Raw genomic sequence first — 24,235 nt, forward strand, 5'->3', positions numbered from 1 at the left:
AGACAAATGAGCAAGTTTCAATCGAAAATTAGTGGGAGCGCTGTTTACATTATTGCTGAAGTAGGGGTTAATCATAATGGATCATTAGATCGAGCGCTCCAATGTGTAGACCAAGCTTTCTTATGTGGAGCAGATGCAGTGAAGTTTCAAACATTTAATAGCAAGAAGCTAGTAACTAGGCATGCTCAAAAAGCAGAATATCAGGCTGAAAATACAGGTGATTACGGAAGTCAACTGGAAATGTTACAGCAACTTGAGCTAAGCTATTCCGATTTTATAAAGATTAAGCAGTATTGCGACAAGAAAGAAATCGATTTTTTATCCACTCCATTTGATGAGGAAAGTGCAGATTTTCTAAATTCGATCCAAGTTAATGCATTTAAGATAAGCTCTGGAGATATGAATAACCACCCTTTTCTACAAAAGGTTGATCAATATGGACGTCCGATTATTCTTTCAACGGGAATGGCGGATTTGAACGAAATCAGAGAGTCGTTGGAGGTTATTACTAAAAGTGATGTTTCTCTGCTTCACTGTACTTCGGATTACCCTGCTCCAGTCGAGGACGTGAATCTCCATGCAATCCATACTATGGCATCTGAATTCAAAAAAGTTATTGGTTATTCAGATCATACTACGGGAATTGAGGTATCTATTGCTGCTGTTGCAGTAGGTGCGAGGATTATTGAGAAACACTTCACTCTTGATCGTTCCCTTCCTGGTCCAGATCATAAGGCGTCTCTAGAGCCAGACGAATTTTCAGCTCTTGTAAAGGCAATTCGTAAAGTTGAACAATCAATGGGCGATGGTGTTAAGCGCTGTATGCCTTCAGAACAGACCACAAGGTCTGTTGCTAGAAAGAGCCTGGTTGCTGGACGAAGTATGAAAGTTGGAGAACAAATGCAAGAACATGATTTAGTTATCAAGCGACCTGGAACAGGTATTCCTCCCAAATATTATTTCGATTTTGTAGGCAGAACGCTTGTAAGAGATGTCGAACAGGATCAACTTTTGTCAAGGGAAGACTTTGAATGAAAAAAATAGTTGTTGTTACGGGTACGCGTGCTGATTATGGAATATATTATCCTATTTTAAAAGCAATAGAAAGAGAAGAGACATTAGAACTGCATCTTCTTGTAACAGGAATGCATTTGTCCCCAAAGTTTGGGAATACTGTTGAATTGATAAAAAAAGATGGATTCCAAGTATCTGCCCAAGTGGATTGTCTTTTACAAGGATCGACACATGGTAATATGTCTCGTTCAATAGGGCTGGCTATATTAGGCATGACACAGGCTATAGAATCCATTCAACCTGATACGGTAATTGTGTTGGGCGATCGAGGGGAAATGTTAGCAGCAGCAATAGTTACTTCACATATGAATATCCCTCTGGTACACATACACGGGGGAGAGGTTACTGGAACAATAGATGAATCAGTTCGTCATGCGATAAGCAAATTGGCTCATATTCATCTTGTGGCAACTATACAAAGTCAAGAAAGATTACAGAGATTAGGCGAAGATTCATGGAGAATTCATGTTGTTGGTGCTCCAAGATTGGAAACGATAATGAACACTGCTCTTCCGAGCCATAAGGAAACTTTTCATAAATACAATATTAATATTAAAACTAAAGGATATATTTTATTTGCTTATCACCCTGTTACGACAAAGACTGCTGATCTAAAAATGTTAGAAAAAATGTTGAATGTTATGGTGAGAAGTGAGTTTGATATTATATGCATACAACCAAACTCAGATGCAGGATCAGATTCATTAGTAGAGATTTATAAACGGTACTATGAAACGGATAGTATTCAATTAGTTACTAATTTTGATCCGATAGAATATTTGTCGGTTTTACAGAATGCTACAGTCTTAGTAGGGAACTCATCTTCAGGAATTATTGAAGCCGCTTCTTTTCATGTTCCAGTTATAAATATTGGTTCTCGTCAAAGTCGAAGAGAGCGTTCATCGAATGTAATAGATATTATTGAGAGTGATAAAGCACTTGAAAATGCATTAGACCTAGTAACTTCTTCTGAGTTTAAACAGAAAGTTTCATTAACTCCTAATGTTTACGCTAAAGAAAATACCAGTCAACTTATTGTAGAAGTACTAAAAGGCATAAGTAAAAGTGATTATATGATTCAAAAAATAATAACATACTGATCACATAGTTCTCATTTAATAGTCTTTATAGGACAGGGCGGGGGCTCTACGTTGGGATATATTATCTTTGGAACAGGTGGGCATGGGAAAGTTGTGTTAGATAATCTAAGATCCATTGGTGAGGATGTCTTGGGGGTCATGGATGATCGATGGTCTGAAGCTGAGTGGAGAGGAGTTCCGTTTCTTGGTGGTATGGATCATCTTGAGCAGATTGTCAGGAAATACAGTAATTCCTTATTTATAGTAGCCATAGGTGATAATGCTACGAGAGGAAGAATTGCTACTTACTTTGAGCAGAGGGGCGTTCGTTTTGGAAAGGCAGTGCATTCAAGTGCTGTGATTAGTCCGGACGCTTGTGTAGGAGAAGGAACAGTAATTATGGCAAACTCTGTAGTAAACGCAGATGTTGTTGTAGGAAGACATGTAATTATCAATACAGGAACAACAGTGGATCATGATTGTAATATAAAAGATTATGTCCATCTTTCACCAGGTGTACATTTAGCCGGGCAGGTCGAGATTGGAGCTTATACCCATATTGGAATAGGAGCTTCATTGATACCGGAAATTAAGGTTGGAAAAGAGACAAGAATTGGTGCTGGTGCTTGTGTAATTCGTAACATTCCCGACGGTGCTACAGCGGTGGGCTGTCCAGCTAAAGTAATCAAAATTTCGAATTAAGGGGCGAGTGGATGGTGAAGCATGATCGCATTTTATTAGCCTCGCCACATATGAGTGGTAAGGAACAGGAATATATTAAAGAGGCTTTTTCAACGAATTGGATTGCTCCTCTAGGGCCTAATGTCGATGCTTTTGAAAAAGATTTGGCTGCCTACGTTGGGAGCGCAGGGGCTGTTGCATTAAGTTCAGGAACAGCTGCTATTCATCTATCGTTACTACTGCTTAATGTGCAGGCGGATGATATAGTCTTTTGTTCTTCTTTGACTTTTGCTGCCAGTGCCAATCCGATTTTATATCAGAAAGCTACTCCGGTTTTTATCGATTCAGAGCCTGCAAGTTGGAATATGTCACCGATTGCTTTAGAACGCGCAATGAAGGAGTACTCAGCTAAAGGAAAGAAACCCAAAGCAGTTATTGTAGTGAATTTATATGGTCAAAGTGCAGATTATGACCCAATTGAACAAATATGTGCTGAATATGAAGTACCTATTATTGAGGATGCAGCGGAATCTTTAGGTGCAACGTATAAAGGGAAAATGAGTGGCACTATTGGAAAATTCGGTGTTTATTCGTTTAATGGCAATAAAATAATAACAACTTCAGGCGGAGGAATGTTGGTTTCTGATGATATTCAGAGTCTTAGTAAAGCTAGATTTTTAGCGAGTCAGGCCAGAGATAAAGCCTTACACTACCAACATAGCCAAATCGGATATAACTACAGACTGAGCAACGTATTAGCTGGTATTGGAAGAGCACAGTTGGAAGTGCTAAATGAACGAATAGTCCAAAAGAGAAAGATATTTAATCGATATTCTCAAATGCTCTCTTCTAAATATTCGTGTGACTTTTTGCCAGAATGTGATTATGGAAATTCAACAAAATGGTTAACTGTGATGTTGCTCGACCCATTGCAAGAATTATCGTTAAGCACGAAATTAATTGAATATTTGGATGAGCATAATATTGAGTCCAGACCTGCCTGGAAGCCCATGCATTTACAACCTGTTTTTTCTGATTATGATTACTTTGCCCATGACGAGGATGTAAGTTCTGATATTTTCCATAAGGGTATTTGTCTCCCGTCTGACACAAAGATGAGTCAAGAAGTTCAGGATATCGTAATTGAGCGGATAAAGAATTTTTTGGACATGCACTAAATAATAACATAATAGTTGAAGAATCATAACTATCCATTGTTAAACCTTGGAATTGATATAGTGTTTAACTTTTTCTATATAAGAAAATTTGGTGAATTTATAGGGTTTAAGGAGTGTGCAAATGATCACAGGAAGTATCATTCGTATAAAGGAAACTGGAATCTATGGTGTGGTTGCTAATAAAGTCAATGAAGATAAAGTCGAAATCTATATTGTTGCGTTCGATGCCCCATATAGCTACGACGAAAAGTATAATATTGAAATGACTTTGTCAGTATTTGAGCAAACAGTATATTTAGATATTTGTAATAAAGACACAATAGAGCCTGATAATCTTGTGACAATTGGTGAAGTTGATAAATTCTATCTCGAAAAAATATCCCGACTTGAAATACTCTCAAAAGTAGAAAACTATTACGATTTGTTCCATGCAGACAAGGATAGAGATTTCATTCCAAAAGTATCCTCAGTTTCATATGGCGGACGTGTTTACGATGAAAAAGAAATGAGGAGTCTAGTTGACTCTTCACTGGACTTTTGGTTAACTGCTGGCCGATACAATAAGCAGTTTGAGCAAGAGTATGCTAATTTTCTTGGAGTGAGATATGCTCTTTTGACCAACTCTGGCTCTTCTGCTAACCTTTTAGCTTTTTCTGCCCTTAGTTCGCCTAAATTGAAAGATCGTCAGATCAAGCCTGGAGATGAGGTGATTACAGTTGCGGCAGGATTCCCAACAACAGTAACACCTATTGTTCAGAATGGTGCTATTCCTGTATTTATAGATGTGGATTTAGGAACGTATAACATTTTGGTTGACCGGATTGAGGCCGCTATTACTCCCAAAACCAAAGCAATTATGATAGCTCATACGATGGGGAATCCATTCGAGATCGACCAAGTTATAGAAATTGCCTCTAAGTATAATTTATGGGTTGTTGAAGATAACTGTGATGCCCTTGGGTCAACTTTTAAAGGTCAATTAACGGGAACTTTTGGACATATTGGCACATCCAGTTTTTACCCGCCCCATCATATGACGATGGGGGAAGGTGGAGCGGTCTATACAAACAATGCACTTTTAAAGTCCATTCTTGAGTCGTTCAGGGATTGGGGAAGAGATTGCTGGTGCCCTTCTGGCTGCGACAATACCTGCAATAAACGCTTTGGTTGGGAACTAGGCTCGTTACCGTTTGGATATGATCATAAATACACATATTCGCATATTGGTTACAATCTTCGAGTAACTGAGATGCAGGCAGCTATTGGAGTAGAGCAGTTGAAAAAGGTACCAAGTTTTACTCAAGCCCGCAGACATAATTTTAGTCGTCTTTTAGAGGGGCTTAAGGATTTAGAGGAGTTTTTTATTCTACCAAGAGCTACGAGGGATTCGGACCCCAGTTGGTTTGGGTTTATTTTAACGTTACGCGATGGAGTGAAGTTTACAAAAAATGAAATTGTAGCTTATCTAGAAGCTCATCGTATTCAGACTCGTATGCTATTCGCAGGCAATCTAACTCGTCAGCCTGCATTTCAACATGTCAATTATCGAGTTAGTGGGGGTCTAACGAATACAGATAAAATCATGCATGATACATTTCTGGTTGGAGTCTATCCAGGACTTACAGTAGAAAAGGTAGATTACATGATAGAGACCATTCGAAGGTTTGTGCTTGAGAAAAAATAGATTCGGAGGATCAGGTATGAAAGTAGTCATTTTGGCGGGGGGATACGGCACCCGAATTAGCGAAGAATCTCATCTCAAACCTAAACCTATGGTTGAAATCGGGGGTAAACCAATTTTATGGCACATTATGAAATTATATTCCCACTATGGGTTCAATGATTTTATTATCTGTTTAGGTTATAAAGGATATGTAATTAAGGAGTATTTTGCTCACTACTTTTTGCATGAGTCGGATGTCACCTTTGATTTTACTACTAATCAACAAGTTATCCATCATATTCATGCTGAACCATGGAAGGTTACATTGGTTGATACGGGCTTGGAGACGATGACGGGGGGGAGGCTGAAGCGAGTAAAAGAGTATCTAAATAATGAACCCTTCATGCTTACCTATGGTGATGGAGTTTCTGATGTGAATATTAAGGAACTCGTTGAATATCATCAGAGTCATGGGAAACAAGCCACAGTTACAACGGTTCAACCCAATGGTCGTTTTGGATCGTTGGAATTAGATGGGGATTCAAATGTGCTTGGTTTTAAGGAAAAGCCAAAAGGCGATAATGGATGGATCAATGGCGGGTTCTTTATTTTGAACCCGATAGTTATTGATTATATTGAAGATGATCAGACGATTTTTGAAGAAGAGCCATTAAAGAATTTAGCTTTGAATAATCAGTTACAAGCATTTAAGCACTCTGGTTTTTGGCAGCCTATGGATACGTTGAGAGACAAGAACTACTTGGAAGAGTTGTGGACGAAAGGGAATGCTCCTTGGAGTGAAAGGAAATTGAAGGTGGAATTTAAATGGTGAACAAGGAATTTTGGAAAGGGAAAAAAGTTTTTTTAACAGGTCATACAGGGTTTAAAGGGTCTTGGTTAAGTATATGGCTAAGCTCACTGGGAGCAGAAGTTACCGGATTTTCATTATCGGCTGTAACGAAACCTAGCTTGTTTGAAATTTGCCAAGTCGAGAATTTAATTTATAAAAGCGTTATTGGGGACATTAGAGAGTATCATCCCCTAAGTGAAGCTATGCAGACCTCCCAACCTGAAATTGTTATACATATGGCGGCCCAACCTTTAGTGAGGGAATCATATAAATCTCCAGTTGAAACCTATATGACTAATGTTATGGGGACAGTCAATGTATTTGAAGCTGTAAGACAGTGTCAATCAGTCAAATGTGTTTTAAATGTAACTACAGACAAGTGTTATGACAACAAGGAATGGGTATGGGGTTACAGAGAAACGGAGCCACTTGGTGGATATGATCCTTATTCTAGCAGCAAAGCATGTTCAGAGCTGGTGACATCTGCTTACCGCGATTCTTTTTTTAATAATGAAAGTAGAAAGGTAGCGGTAGCAACAGCACGGGCAGGTAATGTCATAGGTGGGGGAGATTGGGCCGTGGATCGTCTTGTGCCTGATTGTATTCGTTCTTTATCGGCAGACGAGAGTGTTCAAATTCGAAATCCTAATTCAATTAGACCATGGCAACATGTTCTTGAACCTTTGAGTGGCTACCTTCTGCTATTAGAAAAGTTGTTTGAAAAAGGATCGGATTATGCAGAAGCGTGGAATTTTGGCCCAGATGAATCTGATGCAAAATCAGTAGAATGTATCGTTCAAATGATGTGCACTAAATGGAGTGATTCTAACAAAGGATACGAGATTTCTGTTGGTGACCATCCACATGAAGCGACATATCTTAAACTGGATTGTTCTAAATCTAAAAAGGAGTTAGGTTGGAGGCCTAGATGGTGTCTGGAAAAGACGATTGATCAAATTATTTCCTTTTCAAAGGCTGATCCTAACAAAGAAACTCTCCTTGATCTTTGTTTGAGTCAGATTGAAGAGCATCAAGTAACATAGTTTGGGGGGAAGGAATTGAAACTATCTGATTATGTAGTTCATTTCATAAAAGATCAAGGCGTTTCTCATGTTTTTGAGTTTATTGGAGGGGCAATTGTTCACCTACTTGATTCAATATCCAAAACTCCTGAGATTGAATGTATTTCAGTGAGACATGAACAAGGGGCAGCATTTGCCGCCGAAGCTTATGCACGTGTGAATGGCAAATTAGGAGTTGCTATGGCAACCAGTGGTCCAGGGTCGTTGAACTTGCTTACAGGAATAGGTAGTTGCTACTTTGATTCCGTTCCTTGTTTATTTATCACTGGTCAGGTTAACACCTATGAATACAAATTCGATAGACCGCTTCGGCAGGTAGGTTTTCAAGAAACCGATATTGTTAGTGTTGTAAAATCCCTCACTAAATATGCTGTGCTAATTACTGATCCAAAAATGATCAGATATGAGCTTGAAAAAGCCACCTATTTTGCTCAAAATGGACGTCCAGGACCTGTTTTAATAGATCTCCCAATGAATCTTCAGCGCGCTGATATCGAACCGGAGGAATTGCCAAGTTTTTTTAATAGCGAAGAGTATGAACTTCTTAGGCAAGGTACAGCATCGAAGACTATTGCAGAAGAAAAACTCAATGAAATTATTGATTTGATAAGTTTCTCAAAAAGACCACTCGTGTTAGCAGGTGGAGGGGTTCGAAGCGGTGGTGCTCAAGGAGAGTTGGAAAAATTTCTGAGTCTCACAGGAATTCCAATTGTTAGTTCGCTAATGGGACTAGATGTTGTTTCTACAGAGTACAATCGTAGCTTTGGTTTGATTGGTTCCTATGGGCACAGATATAGTAACTTAGCCGTGGCCAATTGTGATCTTTTAATTATACTGGGTTCGAGATTGGATAGTAGACAAACCGGTACTCGTCCAGACACATTTGCTAGAGCAGCTACCAAAATACACGTAGATATTGAAGCATGCGAGCTAAATGCTAAAGTACATGTGGACATTGCTATTACGGCTTCGATTAAAGTGTTTTTAACCGAGCTGAATATCAAACTAGCTAATTACAGAAAAAAACCTCTCGATTACTGGCTGAGCTTTATTAATGATCAAAAAAGCAAATATCCTACATTGTCATTTGTCTCTGAGGGTGTTGAGGTAGAACCAAATCAATTTATTGAGAAGTTATCTTTACAGGCAGGTCAAATTAATACAATTTGTTTGGACGTTGGACAACACCAAATGTGGGCCTCCCAGTCATTTAAGCTTTCTTCTGGTCAGAGATTATTAAATTCAGGGGGGATGGGAGCCATGGGATTTGCACTGCCTGCGGCTATCGGAGCTGCCCTATCCTCACAAAAAGAAGTCCTTGTCATAGCAGGAGACGGCGGTATTCAACTGAATATTCAAGAATTAGATACAATTGTGCGTCTTGATTTACCAGTAAAAATAGTTGTATTCAATAATCAATCACTTGGAATGGTTCGTCAATTCCAAGACTTGTATATGAATGGCCGGAAACAGTCTACGGTGAATCCGAATCCTGACTTTGGTCGCATCTTCCAAGCGTATGATATACCAAGCTTCTCAATTACATCAATGGACGAAATTGAGATAATGAAGGAGTTTTTTGATACCTCTGGGCCAGCTTTTTTGGAGGTCTTGTTGTCAAGCAACTCTGAAGTATATCCTAAATTGGTAGTTAACAGACCATTAGAAGACATGTTTCCATATTTAGATCGACAAGTACTTAAAGAGATTATGTTGATCGATTTGGTAGATGAAATTGATTTCTCTAGTTAAATTCTTTTAATCACAAAATACAGCATTATAGGGGTTTTTAATTATGAAGGTTGTAATTACAGGACCTACTGGCTCTATTGGAATGGCCCTAATTCAATTGTTCTTGGAGAACAACGTGGAAGTACTTGCTATATGTCGTAAAGAATCTACAGGCATTAAGTACCTCCCCAAAAGTGATTTAATCAAAATAGTTGAACTTAATTTAGCTGAATATGCAACAGCAAATATTCAGGGACATTATGATGTTTTTTATCATTTTGCGTGGAATGACAGCGTGGGTCCTGAACGTAATAACGTTGATACACAGAACAGCAATATTAGTTTCACATTAGACGCGGTACGTTTAGCAAAAAACTTTGGTTGCCAGATGTTTATTGGCGCTGGATCTCAAGCAGAATACGGAAGGTCATCTTATCCTCTTACTTCCAAGACCGCAACTTTTCCTGAGAATAGTTACGGTATGGCTAAGCTATGTGCAGGACAACTAAGTAGGATACTTTGTAATCAGTTAGGGATTAAACATGTCTGGACACGAGTGCTGAGTGTCTATGGTCCTTACGATGATAGCCAAACAATGATTATTGACACTATTAGAAAAATGTTGTTAAAAGAAAATATCGTTTTCACTAAAGGTGAGCAAATATGGAATTTTATTTACAGCAAAGATGCTGCGAAAATTTTATATGACTTAGCCTTAAAGGGACTGGATGGAAAAGTTTATTGTATAGGTAGTAAAGACACCCGTCCTTTAAAAAGTTTCATAGAGCAAATGAGAGATGAGGTTTCACCTTTACAGCCACTAAAGTTTGGTGGAATTCCTTATGCTCCCAACCAAGTGATGCATCTCTCAACCGACCTTGCTGAATTGGAACAAGATATCGGTTGTATCCAAGAAACAGCATTTACTGATGGGATTCGAGAAACAGCAGATTATGTGAAAACTGAATTTGGATTATGAGAAATGAGGTTCAATATGAATGATCTTGAGTTGGAGAAACTTGTACAGTTTATTCAAGAAGGAAATGCGGAGCAAGCGGTTAATAAACTCTATGAAATATATGAGGATGTTTCTAATAATCCCAACCACTATTCTAATGAAAATAAACACTTCTTTTATAAATTTTTTGGAGAGTTCTTATTCGAATCAGGAGAGTATCATCGGGCTGTATCAATGTTTAAACTGGCACAATCTATAGAACATTCTGATGAAATAGATTCGTTTATCCTGCAAGCGTTTATTGAACCCAACATTCCTGAATTTGAAATGAATTACATTGAGAACTTAAAGGCTTTAAAAAAAACAGTGGATGGAAGAGAGTTCACTAACTTATCGTACTATTTAATCCCTACAGAATTCGAAAATAGATATTATTTTTACAACAAAAAAACAAAAGAAATTATGGGCGATTTCACTTTATTTCAAACGAAAACTTCAGCATATAAAAAAAATGAATTTGATTCATTTTCTTCTTATTTGTATGTCGAAAAGTTTGAAATCGGAAACTCATTAGCTGCAGTGTCTTCAGTTGTCAAAGAGCATCGTGAGTGTTTTGTTCTTATAGAGGAGGAAGACAAATTCCTTGCAACCCTACAAGGTGGTTACAATCCAAAGCTAAATAACCTGACCCTATTTTTTTCCTATCTAGAAATGAAGAGTTTTTTTGAATTTCATACAAACTATATACCCAGAAACATAATAAGCTTCTCTACTGAAATACAAAAATCTCAGGAATATATTCAGTTTATTCATAATAATCGGAGAATGTCACTAAATAAGAATCGTGAGAACATTTTGCTAAGTATATGTATACCTTCATACAATAGAGGGCATAGGGCATTAGAAAACATAATTCATTTGCTGAGCAGTAAATATGACTATGAGCTAGAGGTGGTTGTTTCTAATAACGGATCTCAAAATACTACCGCGGGTTTTTACAAAGAAATAGAAGCCTGTACTGATAGCCGAGTTACATATTCTGAACTTAAATCGAATGAAGGGTTTTATGGGAATTTGGTGAATGTATGTAAGGAAGCGTCGGGAAGGTTCATACTTTTATTAAGTGATGAAGATTCGGTGGATTTGGATATATTGGAAAAAATGGTATCATTTCTGCGCTCAGAGCCTAATCTCGCTTTAGTTAAATCAAGTACAACTAACCAAAGTGAGTTTGAAGAAATTACAACCTCACCGGGGACAGAATCATTATATCAATTTATGCTAACTTCAAACTATATGTCAGGTATTATTTTCAATAAAGATTTACTTGTAGAAAAGAAAGTAATTGAAAATATTGAAATAATTCATTCATTAGGGAATGAGGCTACTTTGCATTATCCTCATATGTGCTGGGAGTTGCTAATGTGTCAATATGGAGCAGTTTACTCTACTTCATTGAAACTGATCAATGAAGGAGCACCAGAAAAAATGGAAGCAGAGAATATCAAGATAATTAAAAAACGTGGAGAAGTGTCACAATATGCAACTATTGAGAGTCGCTTGGAGCAACATCGTGGCTTCTTTGAAGTCATGAAATCTATGGAAATTTTTAAGGATGAAGAGATCATAAAAAAAATGTATAAAAAACTATGTGATAAGACATTTTGGTTGATATACATTTCTTTGGAGAATTTTTATAAAAAATTCTCTTCGCAAGAAGAACTTTTGGATATTATTGATGAGGTTCACCTGTATTGCTCTGATTTACATTATTTAAATCATTTTAAAGATTACACTGAGGTTAACAGGAGTAATGAAGTATGGCGTGAAACTCTGAAAAAATATGTATTACAACTTAACTGAGCATGCCTCTTTTTTGTATTTTATACCAATAAAACATTTTCTTTACCAATTGACAATGGATAAGATTAGGTGATATCATCTGAATTGTGGGCAAGGGTCTTTGACACAACCTCACTTCATTTGATGACGAAGGGAATGTTAGTGCATGCAAGGTAAAGTAAAATGGTTCAACGCAGAAAAAGGTTACGGTTTCATTGAAACTGAAGACGGCGGCGACGTATTCGTACATTTCTCCGCAATTCAATCCGAAGGATTCAAAACTTTGGAAGAAGGTCAATCCGTAGAATTCGACATCGTCGAAGGCGCGCGTGGACCGCAAGCCGCTAACGTAATCAAATTATAATCATCCGGACAATCCGACCTACATATATGGTTAGATGGTTACCAATTGAATTATCGCTAGCATCAGACTCCGGTGTTTCCGGGGTCTTTTTTTGTTCTAATAGATTCGAAATTTGAGAATCAGCCGAAGAACATTATTCTAATGAATTTGATAAATTCAAGTCATAGTTCATGTTCATTTTACATAATAGATTGAAGTAGCTCGGAAACGGTTAATTACATCATCAAGCGCCTAATAAGATAATCCATGTTAATGAATGATTATGCCTAAAAATGGAGAAATATCGCGAAATATGGCGGTAAGCCTATGTTGGCTGATGTGGCTTGAACAGATGTCATTATTCGGTCACCGGGAGTTTTTACATGGCGCTTACATTCGTGTTATAATGAAGTGGCAAAGGAAAAGGAGGAGTGCCCTATGAATTTAAGTATTCGAGGTCAACAAATCGAGGTTACCGATGCTTTGAAGGATTATGTCGACAAAAAGTTGAGTAGACTCGAGAAGTATTTCGATGCACCCCTTAACTCTGACGGTGCTGTTACATTGAGCACGACGAGAGGCTTGCATACGGTAGAGGTGACGATCCCTTTGAAAGGCTTTGTGCTCCGTGCCGAGGATGAGAGCGACGATATGTACGCTTCCATTGACTCGGTGGTAGACAAGCTGGAACGTCAGATCCGTAAACACAAAACGAAAATTAACCGTAAGTTCCGCCAGGAAGGCGGCCTAAAAACTTTCTTCGTGGAAGATCCGACAGGCACAGTAGCTACTGCTGAACTGGATGCGGATACGGAAGACGATGACTTGGAAGTGGTACGGACCAAACGGTTTATGTTGAAACCGATGGACGTGGAAGAAGCTATTCTCCAAATGAACATGGTTGGCCACAATTTCTTTGTATTCTCGAACATCGAGAATGAAGAAGTCAGCGTGGTGTACAAACGGAACGATGGGAAATACGGTTTAATTGAACAAGGTTAATGGATTGAGTTAAAATACTAAACTAGTTTGGTGACTGAACCATTGAATTGAAATGAAAAAATGATTTTTTTAAATGATAATGAATGAAGACAGGGGTCTTATCTCCTGTATAGGATTTCGAACTAACAAGAGCCTCCATCCTTTATGGGATGGGGCTCTTTTGTGCGTACTAGGGCTAGAAAAAGTGGATGAAGCAAGATTGTGAAACTATTTCCCATGCTACTGCGTCTAATAGATAATAGGAATGAGACAAATCCGTGCAAATTGAATGAAAAATTTTCAGTGCTTGCGGAGAAGTCGTTAAAGATGTATTCTTTTTCTCTATATTGAGATTTTCATCCAAATTTACCATCAAAATTCGTTAACATGCCTTATCCAACTGGAAAATGAAACGATAGAATTTAGGGCTTCCGCTAACGACTATGATTTTTTGCACTTAAACTCCATCGGAGAGGCTTCAGAAGTTCAAAGAAGTGTGCCGTGGCGTGTTGCGGCGACCCTTACAAACTGTTACAATTTATACAAAGAGAATCATTGTCCTGATGAGGAATTGTCAACGAATGATCACTAATCATAATCAATGACAGGCACAGCACCATGAACATGATTCATAAGGGTCGGTATTCGGCTTATTTCTAATAACCGGGTCCGGTTGAATACCGAATCAGCTTCATGAGGGAACCTTGGCAAGCCTGGAGTTGATTCATTTATATTATTATTTCTTCATAATAATTTGAATTTGATTTTTACACGGATAGCGAAGAGGGCAGAAATGACCTGTAGAAGCGAAGCGTTCGCCTTTATCCCCAGATTTCTACCTCTGAGATGGAGTTAAAGAAATCGGGGGATAACAGCGATCGGAAGGACATTCTGCCAGCTGAGTAATGGAGTGTAACCTTCAGTAAGCTCAAATTATATCGTTTGTCACCCCCGGGCAAGTGGATACATATCCATCCGATGGTGTCGCGCGGCGGCAGCAGGGGGTCTATTCTGTTTTGCACGAAAGGGGTATACCATGCTAGGACTTGTCAAAAAGATCTTCGGCGACATGAACGAACGTGATGTTAAACGTCTGATGAAGACAGTCGATGTGATCAATAAACTGGAACCACAATTTCAGGCTCTGTCTGATGAACAACTGAAATCCAAAACGGAGGAATTCCGTGCCCGCATTGAAAAGGGAGAAACAACAGATGAACTTCTTCCTGAAGCATTTGCAACCGTACGTGAGGCATCTCGCCGTGTACTGGGCAAACGTCACTATGACGTACAGATGCTCGGAGGCATTGCCTTGCATGAAGGCCGGATTTCAGAGATGAAGACGGGTGAAGGTAAGACACTGGTAGGAACACTCCCGGTATACCTGAATGCATTGATGTCCAAAGGTGTACACGTGGTAACGGTCAATGATTATTTGGCTCAACGGGATAGCCAGGAAATGGGACAAATTTATGAATTCATGGGCATGACGGTTGGGGTTAACCTGAGCGGTATGGACCATGCTTTGAAACAACATGCTTATGCATGTGATATTACGTACGGAACGAATAATGAATTTGGTTTTGACTATCTGCGTGATAACATGGTGTTATACAAAGAGCAGATGGTACAACGTCCATTGTTCTTCTGTATCATTGATGAAGTGGACTCCATTTTGGTCGATGAGGCACGTACGCCTTTGATCATTTCCGGACAAGCTCAGAAATCCACAGATCTGTACTATGCAGCTGACCGTTTCGTGAAGCGTCTGGTTCCAGAGGAAGACTTTACGGTGGACATCAAGGTGAAATCCGTAGCACTGACTGAAGCTGGTGTGGCGAAGGCAGAGAAAGCATTTGGTATCGAAAACTTGTATGATCATGCCAATGTTACGCTGAACCATCACATCGTACAGGGATTGAAAGCCAATGTAATCATGCGTCGTGACGTCGATTATGTGGTGAGTGATGAAGAAGTACTGATCGTCGATGAGTTCACAGGCCGTCTGATGGCAGGACGTCGTTATAGCGATGGATTGCACCAAGCGATCGAAGCCAAAGAAGGTATTGAAGTACAGAACGAGAGCATGACTCTTGCTACAATTACATTCCAGAACTATTTCCGGATGTACCGTAAGCTTGCGGGAATGACGGGTACAGCGAAGACCGAGGAAGAAGAGTTCAAAAAAATCTATGGTCTCGAAGTATTGCAGATTCCAACCAATCGTCCAAACAAACGGGATGATATGGCTGATGTGGTGTACAAGAGCATCGATGGCAAGTTCAACGCGGTTGTGGAAGAAATTGTGGCACGTCACAGCAAGAACCAACCGGTTCTGGTTGGTACGGTTTCTATCGAAAACTCCGAGCGTATTTCCGATATGTTGAAACGCCGTGGTGTCCGTCATCAGGTATTGAACGCCAAATATCATGCGGAAGAAGCGGAGATCATCTCAGGTGCGGGTCAGGCTGGTGCGGTTACGATTGCTACCAACATGGCAGGACGGGGTACGGATATTATCCTGGGTGAAGGCGTAGCTGAAGTGGGCGGCCTTCATATCATCGGTACAGAGCGTCATGAATCACGCCGGATTGATAACCAGCTGCGTGGACGTGCAGGACGTCAGGGTGACCCTGGTTCTACACAGTTCTACCTGTCACTTGGTGATGAGCTGATGAGACGTTTCGGTGCAGACAATGTACTGAACATGATGGAGCGTCTTGGTTTTGAAGAAGACCAACCGATTGAGAGCCGGATGATTACCCGTGCGGTAGAGTCGGCACAAAAACGGGTTGAAGGTAATAACTTTGACGTACGTAAAGTCGTTCTCCAATATGATGATGTCATGAACCAACAACGTGAAATTATATATAAACAACGCCGTGAGGTGCTTGAGTCCGAGAATATCAAACAGATCGTTATGGATATGATCAAGCCTTCCATTGAACGTATTGTGGAAGCTCATTGCAGTGACGATATTCCGGAAAACTGGGAGCTGCAGGAAGTTGCCGACTACATGAACAGCAAATTGCTGGATGAAGGCTCAGTAACGAAAGATGATCTGTGGGGCAAAGAAGCAGAAGAGATTATCGACTACCTGTTTGAGAAAGTTCAGAACAAGTACAATGCGCGTGAAGAGCGGATCGGTGAAGAGATGGTTCGTGAATTCGAGAAAGTGGTTGTACTCCGTGCAGTAGACAGCAAATGGATGGATCATATTGATGCGATGGATCAATTGCGTCAAGGTATCCACCTTCGTGCTTACGGCGGTACAGATCCGCTGCGTGAGTACCAGTTCGAAGGCTTCGAAATGTTCCATCAGATGATTGCTTCGATCCAGGAAGAAGTGGCAACCTATGTGATGAGAGCACAAATCGAGAGCAACCAGGAACGTCAAGCGGTTGTTGACGAAAGTCAGATCTCGACAAGCGGCGAACCTACAGAGAAACGTCCGGTAAAAGTGTCTGACCAAATCGGACGAAACGATGCTTGTCCATGTGGTAGCGGCAAAAAGTTCAAACACTGCCACGGTCAAGAGTAGTTAAACGACTCTCTACATTACCCTGTTTATAAGTTGGATCTGAATTTTTACACCATAACGGAGAGTGCAGAAGCAATCTGGAGAAGCAAAGCGTTCGCATTTATCACCGGATTTTTCCCTTGTGAGAGGGAATCAAGAAAATCTGGGGATAAGAGCGATCGGAAGATGCTACTGCAATCGGAGTGATAAGGTGTAACGAATGCTGGCTCAACTTAAATAGAATGACATGAACGGCTCCTTGCAGCCGGGTATTCCAAATGATCAAATGAAGGATGCATAACCTGTAATTGGTGCATAGTTATAACTATGTACCATAATCATGGAGAAGAGGCTTGCCGTTATTAAGGTAACCGAGACTCCAAGGTGAAGCATCGGATACTTGATCTGAAGGAATGCCCTGAATGCGGGGAGCTTATCTTAATGAAAAGAGGAATTGCACATGATCGATCCAAGCGTGAAGCAGGACCTGCGTGAAATAGGCAAGAAACTAACAAATCTTAGGGGGTCTCTTTGACTTAGATCTTAAGCAAGAGATGATTGAGAACTTCGAAGTGAAGATGTCCGCCCCGGATTTCTGGGATGATAATGATAAGGCACAATCCGTAATCGCTGAGCTGAACGCGGTGAAGGGATCTGTGGACCAATACATCAAGCTGCAGCAGGATTATGACGATGCGGTCATGATGGCAGAACTGGCTGACGAAGAAGGCGACGATGATCTGGCTGTGGAGATCGGCAACAGCGTGACAGCCATCGTGAGCAAGGTAGAAGAGTTCGAGCTACAGCTTCTCCTGAATCAGCCGTATGACAAGATGAATGCGATTCTGGAGCTTCATCCGGGTGCTGGTGGTACCGAGTCACAGGACTGGGGACAGATGCTGATGCGGATGTATACACGCTGGGCCGAGAAGCGTGGCTTCAAGGTTGAGGTGCTGGATTATCTGGCAGGAGATGAAGCAGGAATAAAGAGTGTCACGCTATCCATCAAGGGGCATAATGCTTATGGGTATCTGAAAGCCGAAAAGGGTGTGCACCGATTGGTGCGGATCTCACCTTTTGACTCCTCAGGACGCAGACATACTTCCTTCGTATCTTGTGACGTGGTGCCTGAGATTGATGACACGATTGAATTGGACATTCGGACAGAAGATCTCAAGATCGATACGTACCGTGCGAGCGGCGCGGGTGGACAGCATATCAATACCACCGACTCAGCTGTACGGATTACTCACCTTCCAACAGGTGTGGTTGTAACGTGCCAGAATGAACGGTCACAGATTAAGAACCGTGAGCGAGCGATGACGATGCTTCGTTCCAAATTGTATGAACGTAAAATTGAAGAACAAAAACAACAGCTGGACGAAATCCGAGGAGAACAGTCGGATATTGCGTGGGGTAGCCAGATTCGGTCCTATGTATTCCATCCCTATAGTATGGTAAAGGATCACCGTACGAGCGTAGAGACTGGAAACACAGGAGCAGTAATGGATGGCGACCTCGATGGATTCATCGATGGTTATTTGCGCAGCCAGATTAAAGTAGATACCGATTAATCAAAAGTTCCTGTATAGACCCGATACGTGTAGGCGTATGCTGGGTGTATACAGGGGCTTTTTTTTGAGCATATATACAAAAAAAGGAGAGCAAGATGACATGCAACAGCAACAGCCGTTACACAATAACCGCAAGAAGAGGCTAACCACGCTCATTCCCCTGAACGGCCCATGGAGAAACGTTGTAGATACCGTATCCATTATTTTAGGTTCGTTTTTGATTGCCGTGGCCTTTAATTTATTTTTACTTCCGAATCAGATTGCTTCAGGTGGGGTATCCGGGTTATCGATATTGGGCAAACATTGGCTGGGGCTTGAGCCGGCATACACCCAGTGGGCTATTAATATTCCGCTTCTGATCGCGGGTTTTCTCCTGATTGGCAAGCAGTATGGAATACGTTCTGTACTCGGCAGTATTGTACTGCCACTGTTTGTCTATCTCACGAAAGACTGGGCCATTCCAACAACGAATCCGCTGCTTGGTTCACTCTATGGCGGAATTGGGGTTGGACTTGGGATTGGAATCGTATATCGGGGTAGAGGCTCAACAGGGGGCATGAGCATTCTGGCTAGGATCGTACAAAAATATAGTGGACTAAGTTACTCTCTTTGCGTGGTGATGATGGATGCTACGGTCATTATTATGGCTGCTTTTGTATTGTCATTGGAGCAGTCGCTCTATGCTCTGATCGGGTTATACGTTACCGGTAAAGTTATTGATGCCGTCGAGATGGGCCTTGGTAACTCGAAGGTAGCTTACATTATTTCCAACCAGACCGAACCGATTACGAAGGTGATTCTGGATGATCTGGATCGCGGACTGACGAAGCTGGAGGCAAAAGGTGGCTACACCGACGATCAGCGAACCGTACTCATGGTGGTCGTTGGACAGAATGAGGTGCCTAGACTGAAAGCGTTGATCCGGTCCGTGGACCCGGGGGCTTTTGTCATTATTAGCAATGCGCATGAAGTACTCGGCGAAGGCTTTAAGCGTGGGGAATTTTAAGGTACAGCGAGTAGGGGCTTTATAACTGAAACTAACATTCATAAGATAACGGAGAACAGTGTAGAGATCATTCGTTTAACTTATAAGAAATTAAATTTATAATCCGAAAAAAAGCAGGTACTCCTCCACCAGACATAGCTGGAAAGGAAGCACCTGCTTTTTTCTTTGGACTGATAATCCTTCTACTACTACCTGTATCTACAGAATCGGAGATAGCAGACGAGAGATCGCTTCTTTGAAGCGGATTTTCACACTGCGTTTATTGTACTCCTCCAGCGTCATCTCACGGGATACAAGAAGATCATGCTCAAACGTCTGCACAAGAGCAGTCGCAATCGCCTCATCATACATAAAAGCATTGACCTCAAAGTTCAATCGGAAGCTGCGGTAATCAATATTAGCGGTTCCCACAGATGCGACCATACTGTCGATAATGAGCGTTTTCGCATGAATAAAGCCGTTATCGTAGATGAACACGGTGGCTCCCACTTTTAACAACTCACCGATATAAGATAGCGTAGCCCAATATACGAAGGCGTGATCCGGTTTATTTGGAATCATAATGCGAACATCAATTCCTGACAGGCACGCAAGACGAATGGCTTCGAATACACTGGCATCTGGAATAAAATAAGGCGTTTGAATCAGAATCGAATGTTTGGCTCCATTAATCATTTTCAGATAACTGTTCTTGATATGCTCTGTCTCTGCATCCGGTCCGCTGGATACAATCTGCATGGCAGTTGTTCCTGTGCCCTCAATATGAGGGAAATGCGCCGGAACATATGGGGTATCGTGCTGCTTGGACGCTTCATTCCAATCGAGAAGAAAACGGGTCTGAAGAGCATGAACAGCATTACCCTGAATACGCAAATGAGTATCTCGCCAGTAACCGAACTTGGAATTCAAGCCGAGATATTCATCCCCCACATTAAATCCGCCTGTATATCCAAGGTTACCATCAATGATGACGATTTTACGGTGATTTCGGTAGTTCATACGCAGGTTAATCAGACTGAATTTGGATGGGAAAAAGACCTCAACCAAACCGCCTGCTTCGCGCAATTCTTTGAAAAAACGTTTGGATACGCGCCGTGATCCCAGCGCGTCATACAGTAGACGAACTTTGACACCTTCGCGCGCTTTACGGATGAGTGCATCCCGGATTCTTTTGCCGAGTCGGTCGCCTCTATAAATGTAATATTGCACATGAACATGATCCTTCGCTGCCTCGATATCATCGAGCAACCGCTGAAATTTGTCTGTTCCGTCGGTAATAATCTCGACTGCATTATCTTCGGTCAAAAGAGCATCGTTTTGCTTCAGGTTCATATAAATCATGTCCTGACTACTCTCCGTCGCCTGATTACGGAACGGTGTTCGGTTGTCTTGCAGCTGATCAAGCTGGGCAGCAATACGTTTTTCAAGCCCAAGCTTCTTGCGCTCTTTCCACTGGAAAAGCCGATAGCGCGTCAGGTTTTGCCCTGTTAATAAGTAGAGTACAAACCCGAAAACCGGAATAAAGTTTAAGACGAGCAGCCAAGCCCAGGATGCACTGGCATCCTTTCGTTCGAAGAAAACGACCGCTGCTGCAAAAATAATATTCAGGCCCAGGAGTACAACAAGTAAAATGGATTCGATATGCACTGTAGTCCCCCATGTCTCATAATGACCATCATGAATCCATTCATAAACCCTTCATCGTGTAGATTGATTATGAAATAGACCCTGGTTGTAATGTTTCCTATAATACGTATTTTAGCAGAAGTATACGGGTTCGTCCGCAGATGTTGGAAAGATATGTTCGGAAGCAATGAGAATCCATGTAAAATTGATGATAGAGTGTTGTATTTATATAACTAGAGTTGTATAATAATACACAAATATGCATAGAAGCGACGGAATTGCTGTATGAAAGCTCATTGGGAGCAGGAGAACAGTATAAGTAGCGCATACGACAAGATTGGGGGAGCGAGAGTGAATAACAAATTAAAAGTGGCAATCGTCGGTTCCACCGGCTACGGCGGGGTGGAACTGATTCGTTTTTTCCAGAATCATCCGCAGGTTGAAATTACTTCGGTAATCTCTTCATCCAGCAGTGGTGAGTCCATCGCAGATGGATTCCCGCATTTGACGGACGTGATTCAGAGGCCACTCGACGGCGTAGACCCGGCTGAGATTGCAAGTCGTGCAGATCTGGTGTTCACAGCGACCCCGTCTGGTGTAAGCGCAAAGCTCGTTCCGAGCCTGCTTGAAGCAGGTCTTAAGGTCATTGATTTGTCTGGAGATTTCAGACTTAAGGATGGAACGGTGTATGAAGAGTGGTATAAACATCCGGCACCATCTGCTTCATTGCTGGAACAGGCGGTATACGGCATGGCAGAGGTGTATGGCGACGAAGTGAAGGGCAAGAACTTTATTTCCAACCCCGGCTGCTACCCAACGGCTACGTTACTCGGATTGATTCCAGCTGTTGAGGCAGGATGGATTGACCCTTCCAGTATCATCATTGATGCCAAATCCGGCGTATCGGGTGCGGGAAGGGGAACAGCTCTGGCGTATCATTATGCAGAAATGAATGAGAATTTCAAAGCATATAAACTCAATAAACATCAGCATATTCCCGAAATCGAGCAAGTGCTGGGAAATATCACTGGCACTCCAGTCACAGTAACGTTCACAACTCAACTGGTGCCGATGACGCGTGGAATCATGAGTACGATGTATGCCAATCTAACTGGTGAACATAGTGACCGTGAAATCGTTGATCTGTACCGCAAATATTATGAGAATCGGCCGTTCGTGCGTGTACGTGAGCCGGGGATCTGGCCTTCAACGAAGGAAGTGTACGGATCGAACTATTGTGATATCGGATTTGCGGCTGATCCTCGTACAGGTCGTTTGACGATTATTTCGGTCATCGACAACCTGGTGAAAGGTGCATCCGGGCAAGCCATTCAAAATATGAACCTGATGATGGGATGGGAGGAGAACCTCGGGCTGAACATGACTCCAGTATATCCATAAGGGTTGAATCATTGGGATTGCGTCTAGACGCAATCTCGAAACCATGTGGGGAAGACGGATCAGGCAAAGCAAGCGGACAATCGGCATGCGGCCGAACGCATAACGGGGGATAACATATGGGAACAAATGTGGAGCAAAAGGCCTTTACTATAGTTGAGAACGGAACGATTGTAACTCCGCGCGGGTTCACTGCTGGCGGACTGCACTGCGGATTGAAAAAAACGTCTCGTAACGACATCGGGGTCATCCGCTGTGACGTGCCGGCAACTGCAGCTGCGGTGTATACAACGAACGTGTTCCAAGCCGCACCTCTGAAAGTCACACGTGAGAGCTTGAGCAATGGACGCCTTCAGGCAGTCATCGTGAATAGCGGGAATGCCAATGCGTGTACTGGACAGCAAGGTGAAGAGGATGCCTACGCCATGCGTACGGCGGCTGCACGTGAATTGGGAGTAGCAGAAGAGGATGTTGCTGTCGCTTCTACAGGTGTCATTGGTGAATTGCTGAAGATGGACGCTGTACACTCGGGGATTACCGCACTTCCGGCACGTTTGGGCAAGGAAGCAGAAGAAGCGGAGCATTTTTCCCAAGCTATTCTGACAACCGATTTGGTAAAAAAAGAAGCCTGCGTCTCCGTTGAGGTGAACGGCAAAACGATTACCATTGCAGGTGCCGCCAAGGGATCGGGGATGATTCATCCGAATATGGCGACCATGCTGGCCTTCATGACCTCGGATGCGGTCATTAGTGCAGAAGCGTTGCAGCGCCTGCTGCGCCAGGCGACCAATCATACCTTTAACATGATTACAGTGGATGGAGATACGAGCACGAACGACATGCTGGTCGCAATGTCCAGTGGTCTGGCAGGTAACGAAGAGCTGACCGTGGAACATCCGGATTGGGATGCTTTTGCTGCAGGATTCACATATGTGTGCGAAGTGCTTGCCAAAGCCATCGCGCGCGATGGCGAAGGAGCAACCAAGCTGGTAGAAGTATACGTAACGGGTGCCGTAAGTGATGAATCTGCGCAAGCTATTGCTAAGACCGTCATTGGGTCCAGCCTGGTGAAATCCGCCATGTTTGGTGCTGATGCCAACTGGGGACGAATTATTGCAGCCGTAGGACGCGCAGGACAGCCGGTGAATCCGGAGACGGTTGATATCCGTCTGGGTAACATCTCTGTACTTGAACAATCCCGTCCAGTCGTATTCGACGAAGAAGCCGCGCTGGCCTACTTGCAAACCGATACCGTACGTATTGTAGTCGATCTGCACCACGGCGACGGAACAGCCATTGCATGGGGCTGTGACCTGACGTATGACTATGTACGAATTAACGCGGCATACCGCACGTAATAATTATTACGCATTTATTTTATTGAAGCTAACAGCTTCCCTATGAGAAGCTGTTTCGTAAATATATAGAAAATGTATAAGGATTAAACTTTATTTGGTAGTTGATAACTGGCGAAGGCAGTGGAGAAGTCGGAATCGATTCTGTAGAAGCGCAGCGTTCGCCTTTGTCTCCGAGTTTTCCCCTTAGAGAAGGGGAATCCCAAAAAAACTTGGAGACAACAGCGATGAAAGAACGATCCGGATTCGGAACGGTCAGCCACCGAATATCGCATCAATAAGTGTTAGGACTTT

Annotated in this window: 18 protein-coding genes; 17 read left to right on the forward strand and 1 reads right to left on the reverse strand. The window is 41.8% G+C overall.

Annotated elements, in window-relative coordinates; genetic code table 11:
• Window positions 1-6: 6 nt before the first annotated feature.
• The 15 genes from neuB (at window position 7) to HW560_RS08850 (ending at window position 19,562) form a co-directional block, all read left to right on the forward strand.
• Complete coding sequence (gene neuB / locus HW560_RS08780) at window positions 7-1,035, forward strand: N-acetylneuraminate synthase (RefSeq protein WP_179262822.1); 1,029 nt, start codon at window positions 7-9, stop codon at window positions 1,033-1,035.
• Entirely contained in the window at window positions 1,032-2,174 is a 1,143-nt protein-coding gene (gene neuC / locus HW560_RS08785) for a UDP-N-acetylglucosamine 2-epimerase (RefSeq protein WP_179262824.1), read from the forward strand. The genes neuB and neuC overlap by 4 nt, the downstream gene beginning before the upstream one ends.
• A 51-nt stretch (window positions 2,175-2,225) precedes the next feature.
• Complete coding sequence (locus HW560_RS08790) at window positions 2,226-2,855, forward strand: acetyltransferase (protein WP_179262826.1); 630 nt, start codon at window positions 2,226-2,228, stop codon at window positions 2,853-2,855.
• Window positions 2,856-2,866: 11 nt separating this feature from the next.
• Window positions 2,867-4,012: a DegT/DnrJ/EryC1/StrS family aminotransferase gene (locus tag HW560_RS08795; RefSeq protein WP_179262828.1), complete on the forward strand. Its 1,146-nt coding sequence runs from the start codon at window positions 2,867-2,869 to the stop codon at window positions 4,010-4,012.
• Between the two features lie 121 nt (window positions 4,013-4,133).
• Window positions 4,134-5,696, forward strand: coding sequence for a lipopolysaccharide biosynthesis protein RfbH (rfbH, locus tag HW560_RS08800; protein ID WP_179262830.1), 1,563 nt, complete (start codon window positions 4,134-4,136; stop codon window positions 5,694-5,696).
• A 16-nt stretch (window positions 5,697-5,712) separates the two neighbouring features.
• The gene (gene rfbF, locus HW560_RS08805; protein WP_179262832.1) at window positions 5,713-6,507 is read left to right on the forward strand and encodes a glucose-1-phosphate cytidylyltransferase; all 795 of its coding nucleotides are present in this window, start codon (window positions 5,713-5,715) and stop codon (window positions 6,505-6,507) included.
• Window positions 6,501-7,568 (forward strand): CDP-glucose 4,6-dehydratase, encoded by a 1,068-nt coding sequence (rfbG, locus tag HW560_RS08810; RefSeq protein ID WP_179262834.1) that lies wholly within the window; start codon window positions 6,501-6,503, stop codon window positions 7,566-7,568. The genes rfbF and rfbG overlap by 7 nt, the downstream gene beginning before the upstream one ends.
• Window positions 7,569-7,583: 15 nt before the next feature.
• Window positions 7,584-9,359: a thiamine pyrophosphate-binding protein gene (locus tag HW560_RS08815; RefSeq protein WP_179262836.1), complete on the forward strand. Its 1,776-nt coding sequence runs from the start codon at window positions 7,584-7,586 to the stop codon at window positions 9,357-9,359.
• Window positions 9,360-9,402: 43 nt separating this feature from the next.
• On the forward strand, window positions 9,403-10,317 hold the full coding sequence (locus HW560_RS08820) for an NAD-dependent epimerase/dehydratase family protein (protein ID WP_218834989.1): 915 nt from the start codon (window positions 9,403-9,405) through the stop codon (window positions 10,315-10,317).
• Window positions 10,318-10,332: 15 nt separating this feature from the next.
• A complete protein-coding gene (locus tag HW560_RS08825; protein ID WP_179262838.1) occupies window positions 10,333-12,159 on the forward strand; it encodes a glycosyltransferase family 2 protein in 1,827 nt (608 codons plus the stop codon).
• Between the two features lie 145 nt (window positions 12,160-12,304).
• Window positions 12,305-12,502, forward strand: coding sequence for a cold shock domain-containing protein (locus HW560_RS08830; RefSeq protein ID WP_024631599.1), 198 nt, complete (start codon window positions 12,305-12,307; stop codon window positions 12,500-12,502).
• A 417-nt stretch (window positions 12,503-12,919) separates the two neighbouring features.
• A complete protein-coding gene (gene hpf, locus HW560_RS08835; protein WP_062329707.1) occupies window positions 12,920-13,483 on the forward strand; it encodes a ribosome hibernation-promoting factor, HPF/YfiA family in 564 nt (187 codons plus the stop codon).
• A 1,015-nt stretch (window positions 13,484-14,498) separates the two neighbouring features.
• On the forward strand, window positions 14,499-17,003 hold the full coding sequence (gene secA, locus HW560_RS08840) for a preprotein translocase subunit SecA (RefSeq protein ID WP_090903559.1): 2,505 nt from the start codon (window positions 14,499-14,501) through the stop codon (window positions 17,001-17,003).
• A gap of 439 nt (window positions 17,004-17,442) precedes the next feature.
• A protein-coding gene (gene prfB, locus HW560_RS08845; protein ID WP_179262841.1) for a peptide chain release factor 2 occupies window positions 17,443-18,556 on the forward strand; the annotation gives its coding sequence in 2 pieces (ribosomal slippage) (window positions 17,443-17,514 and window positions 17,516-18,556; 1,113 coding nt in all).
• 100 nt (window positions 18,557-18,656) lie between these two features.
• Window positions 18,657-19,562, forward strand: a complete 906-nt coding sequence (locus tag HW560_RS08850) for a YitT family protein (RefSeq protein ID WP_090903561.1) — start codon at window positions 18,657-18,659, stop codon at window positions 19,560-19,562.
• Window positions 19,563-19,760: 198 nt separating this feature from the next.
• Here HW560_RS08850 and cls read toward each other — a convergent pair whose 3' ends face one another.
• Window positions 19,761-21,209, reverse strand: a complete 1,449-nt coding sequence (cls, locus tag HW560_RS08855) for a cardiolipin synthase (protein WP_090903562.1) — start codon at window positions 21,207-21,209, stop codon at window positions 19,761-19,763.
• 330 nt (window positions 21,210-21,539) lie between these two features.
• Between cls and argC the strand changes: the two genes are divergently transcribed.
• Window positions 21,540-22,589, forward strand: a complete 1,050-nt coding sequence (gene argC / locus HW560_RS08860; RefSeq protein ID WP_110000868.1) for an N-acetyl-gamma-glutamyl-phosphate reductase — start codon at window positions 21,540-21,542, stop codon at window positions 22,587-22,589.
• 116 nt (window positions 22,590-22,705) lie between these two features.
• Window positions 22,706-23,944: a bifunctional glutamate N-acetyltransferase/amino-acid acetyltransferase ArgJ gene (gene argJ, locus HW560_RS08865; RefSeq protein ID WP_179262842.1), complete on the forward strand. Its 1,239-nt coding sequence runs from the start codon at window positions 22,706-22,708 to the stop codon at window positions 23,942-23,944.
• The last annotated feature ends 291 nt before the right edge of the window (window positions 23,945-24,235 follow it).

It is taken from the genome of Paenibacillus sp. E222 (assembly GCF_013401555.1).
Taxonomy (GTDB): domain Bacteria; phylum Bacillota; class Bacilli; order Paenibacillales; family Paenibacillaceae; genus Paenibacillus.

Bases quoted from the DNA above. Each gene is read 5' to 3' on its own strand.
- neuB (WP_179262822.1), top strand. From the start codon at position 7: ATGAGCAAGTTTCAATCGAAAATTAGTGGGAGCGCTGTTTACATTATT.
- neuC (WP_179262824.1), top strand. From the start codon at position 1,032: ATGAAAAAAATAGTTGTTGTTACGGGTACGCGTGCTGATTATGGAATA.
- HW560_RS08795 (WP_179262828.1), top strand. From the start codon at position 2,867: ATGGTGAAGCATGATCGCATTTTATTAGCCTCGCCACATATGAGTGGT.
- rfbH (WP_179262830.1), top strand. From the start codon at position 4,134: ATGATCACAGGAAGTATCATTCGTATAAAGGAAACTGGAATCTATGGT.
- rfbF (WP_179262832.1), top strand. From the start codon at position 5,713: ATGAAAGTAGTCATTTTGGCGGGGGGATACGGCACCCGAATTAGCGAA.
- rfbG (WP_179262834.1), top strand. From the start codon at position 6,501: ATGGTGAACAAGGAATTTTGGAAAGGGAAAAAAGTTTTTTTAACAGGT.
- HW560_RS08820 (WP_218834989.1), top strand. From the start codon at position 9,403: ATGAAGGTTGTAATTACAGGACCTACTGGCTCTATTGGAATGGCCCTA.
- HW560_RS08825 (WP_179262838.1), top strand. From the start codon at position 10,333: ATGAATGATCTTGAGTTGGAGAAACTTGTACAGTTTATTCAAGAAGGA.
- HW560_RS08830 (WP_024631599.1), top strand. From the start codon at position 12,305: ATGCAAGGTAAAGTAAAATGGTTCAACGCAGAAAAAGGTTACGGTTTC.
- hpf (WP_062329707.1), top strand. From the start codon at position 12,920: ATGAATTTAAGTATTCGAGGTCAACAAATCGAGGTTACCGATGCTTTG.
- secA (WP_090903559.1), top strand. From the start codon at position 14,499: ATGCTAGGACTTGTCAAAAAGATCTTCGGCGACATGAACGAACGTGAT.
- HW560_RS08850 (WP_090903561.1), top strand. From the start codon at position 18,657: ATGCAACAGCAACAGCCGTTACACAATAACCGCAAGAAGAGGCTAACC.
- argJ (WP_179262842.1), top strand. From the start codon at position 22,706: ATGGGAACAAATGTGGAGCAAAAGGCCTTTACTATAGTTGAGAACGGA.